The sequence below is a fragment of the Haloferax sp. s1 genome (assembly GCF_058382125.1).
This window is the reverse complement of the sequence record NZ_JBZRPK010000308.1, coordinates 1-2933: the sequence shown is the minus strand read 5'-3', so window position 1 is coordinate 2933 and position 2933 is coordinate 1. Positions and strand designations below refer to the sequence as shown.

The 2933-nt window shown below is 53.3% G+C and carries 4 protein-coding genes and 1 pseudogene; 4 read left to right on the top strand and 1 reads right to left on the bottom strand.

Translation table 11 applies throughout. The features are described from left to right. From QT222_RS03390 to QT222_RS03375, 4 genes and pseudogenes are all read left to right on the top strand, one after another. On the top strand, positions 1-926 hold a 926-nt coding region (locus QT222_RS03390; RefSeq protein ID WP_491476308.1), incomplete at its 5' end, for an RNA-guided endonuclease TnpB family protein. Between the two features lie 71 nt (positions 927-997). Then, positions 998-1483 (top strand): annotated as a pseudogene (locus QT222_RS03385) (PQQ-binding-like beta-propeller repeat protein); the annotation flags it as partial. 276 nt (positions 1484-1759) lie between these two features. Then, positions 1760-1924 (top strand): DUF7522 family protein, encoded by a 165-nt coding sequence (locus QT222_RS03380; RefSeq protein WP_491476307.1) that lies wholly within the window; start codon positions 1760-1762, stop codon positions 1922-1924. Next, complete coding sequence (locus tag QT222_RS03375) at positions 1875-2150, top strand: DUF7522 family protein (RefSeq protein WP_491476306.1); 276 nt, start codon at positions 1875-1877, stop codon at positions 2148-2150. Before QT222_RS03380 ends, QT222_RS03375 begins: the two co-directional genes overlap by 50 nt. A gap of 347 nt (positions 2151-2497) precedes the next feature. On the opposite strand, the gene QT222_RS03370 is transcribed toward QT222_RS03375, so the two are convergent. Next, entirely contained in the window at positions 2498-2782 is a 285-nt protein-coding gene (locus QT222_RS03370; protein WP_004062180.1) for a PadR family transcriptional regulator, read from the bottom strand. Positions 2783-2933: the final 151 nt, after the last annotated feature.

Below are 2933 nucleotides of genomic sequence, written 5' to 3'. Positions count from 1 at the left end.
TCCGTGTGAGTCCGAAGCCGTACAAGAAGGTGAAAGGACACCTTCGAGGACGACCAGAAGACTTCAACCTCATCGAGTCAGCCTTGACTGAAGATGAGTGGTCGTTGGGGCAGGCCGAGCTTCTGTACCGAGATGGCGTGTACTACCTACACGTCACGGTCAAAACAGAAGTTGAGGTGCCAGAACCCGAAGACGCGGACACACTCGTCGGCGTCGATATTAACGAGCGCAACATCGCTCTCACCGCTCTTAACCGTGAGACGATGGAAACGCTCGGAACACTCGTGCTTGACTACGGTTCGGTGAAAGCCGAACGCCAACGCTACCACACCATCACAAAACGCTGTCAAGAACACGGCCAACACTCCATCCACTACCAACTCGGGGAGAAAGAAGAACACTATACAGAGTGGGTTCTTCACCGGATGTCCCGAGTCGTGGTGGAATTCGCCCAACAGTTCTCGAACCCTGTCATCGTGTTTGAGGGCTTGAGTGGGATTCGAGACGCCATCAAGTACGGCACGTACATGAATCGGCGTCTGCACAAACTCCCGTTCCACAAGTTCGAGCAACAGGTTCGATACAAGGCAACGTGGAATCAGATTCCGTGTGAGACAGTTGAGTCGCCGTACAACTCGAAGTCGTGTTCGTGCTGTGGTCATCGGGGATACCGTCAAGGACGACGGTTCCGCTGTACGAATGATTCGTGTGCGGTTCAGCAAGACCATGCAGACCGGAACGCAAGTGTGAATGTGGCGTGGCGAGCGTGGGCGAAACACGCTGGCTTTGATGTTGAATCGGTTAATTACCGGACTCGCAAAACCCAACCATTTGTTCGGAAGGTGAGCCTGTCTGGGTCGGGGCGCTCTGTAAACCGCCCATCCTCATCCCGCGAAATCGCTTCGCGTGGAGTGCTATCGGCATAGGCTGAGGGAACAACAAAAGCCACGGGCCACCGTGCCCGTGGTCGTTTACTTCACGGACCTCTCGGCTCGACGCAGCAACTGGCGTGGTCGAGTGGTCTCACCCTGTTCCGTACTCTCCACGACACATTGTCCTCGTCGATGGGATTGTGTATGTTGGTGGCTGGCCGTATCTCGCGACCTACGACGCAGCAGATGGAACAGAACGTTGGCGTGTCTATGTCGGGACAATTACCAACTCACCAGCGATCTCTGATCGACTCATCTATCTTGGCTCTACCAACAACCAACTACTCGCATTTGACCGAGCGACTGGTGAAGAACAATGGGCCTTCAGCGTTGGTGACCACCCGATTCAAGGAATTGTCTCGTCGCCTGCTGTTGTCCAAAACCGTGTGTATTTCGGCGGCTACGACAGGTACGTATACGAACTCCATGCACGGACAGGTAAGCTGATGTGGTCATTCGACACCGGTACTGAGATCACAGGATCGCCAGCTGTCGTTAACCGGCGTCTCTATATCGGGAGCCGCTTGGGTGGTATGTACGCATTCGGTTGATGAACAACACCGACTCTATACTGGACTCACAGTTCACCACGGGTTTCATCGTGTCGGGTAAAGTCGACGATCTAAGTCTAGTGGGCTCTGTTGAAATCCTAAGCCCCTGATGGTTTGTCGAAGGCGTGCTGAATAGAGGGCGCAAGGCGGTCACGCAACTGCCACACCTTACAGTGGCCCAGACAACTAGCAACCCAGCCATTGATTCCGCTAAATTAGCGAATTGAGGTGGATTTGACCGTGGTTATATGATTCTTCACAGACAACATACTGACAATGGCTACCAAGATGGCGTCTCGGCTCGAAGAATATTTCGAGGAAAGGACAAACGGCAATCTTCGGAGCATCGTGAAGTACAACCAAGACAGTCACGACGTCGTTTACTTGCGAGATGACGTGGCTGTCCGATACACAGAGGACGACATTAAAAAAAGCGGTTGACGAGTCACGGCTGGACTCGTTGACTGCACCGGTCTACAAGGACACGTTTGCAGAGGACCACGGCGAATTGACGTGCTTGGTCCAGTGCTTCGAGAACGTCATCGAGATGAACTTCGTCCTCCGAGATGGGGTCGGTGCAGCTGTCGCTTTAGACGCAGAGGCATTTGCGGAGACTCAAGGTATCGTAGCTGAGGCCCGGAAGATCGTCATCGAAGAGCGCGAGTAGTCTTCTGTACCCAAGAATGTGAACGATGTGAGAGTCGAGCTTCTTCCTTGCTTCTGTCGGTCTCAATTCCCGAGATGTAACCTATCTACTACTCTCGAATGCTGGCTTCACTCTCTGTATGTTGCACGCACTTCTTGTCACAGTCTGAGGATTTCAACGGGGTCGATCCAACGTAATATAGTAATCTCCAGAAGTATTTGCTCATCTCCCTTGACGCAAGGGTAAAAATCGATGGGTAGCAGCAGGTTACGTCGTCAGAGGGTGCAAAGAGTTCCAGATTCTACTATAGGAGACGCTAGTCTCACTCGTACGGACAGTCGACGAAAACAGTCACTCGTCTCGTACAGTTAGGTGGTGAGTTCGCTTGTATACTGTTGTTCCCAGTCGTCACGGGCTTCGATTTCTCGGCGACCTCTGGCTGTGATCGCGTAGACGTTCGTTCGGCGGTCCTTTTCGCCTTTGTCGAGCAGTCCCTTCTCGACGAGTGTATCGAGATTGGGATACAGCCGGCCGTGGTGGATCTCGGTTTCGTAGTAGTCCTCGAGTTGGTCTTTGATTGCGAGTCCGTGTGGTTCATCCAAGCCGGCGGTGACGTACAGCAGGTCGCGTTGGAACCCGGTCAAGTCGTACATTTTGCTGTCCGCAGCTAGTTTAAGAATACATATACATTTGTTGGCCATCGGCCGGGTTTCAGAGTGACCTCGCTGGACGAACGTTTATATCGGAAGATACAGCCACGACGCGGTATGCCGCCCTCCCGCGACCCGGCCGCGGAACTTCGAC

Excerpts from the sequence above, each read along its gene's own strand:
- QT222_RS03380 (WP_491476307.1), top strand. The coding sequence starts at position 1,760 with ATGGCTACCAAGATGGCGTCTCGGCTCGAAGAATATTTCGAGGAAAGG.
- QT222_RS03375 (WP_491476306.1), top strand. The coding sequence starts at position 1,875 with ATGACGTGGCTGTCCGATACACAGAGGACGACATTAAAAAAAGCGGTT.
- QT222_RS03370 (WP_004062180.1), bottom strand. The coding sequence starts at position 2,782 with ATGTACGACTTGACCGGGTTCCAACGCGACCTGCTGTACGTCACCGCC.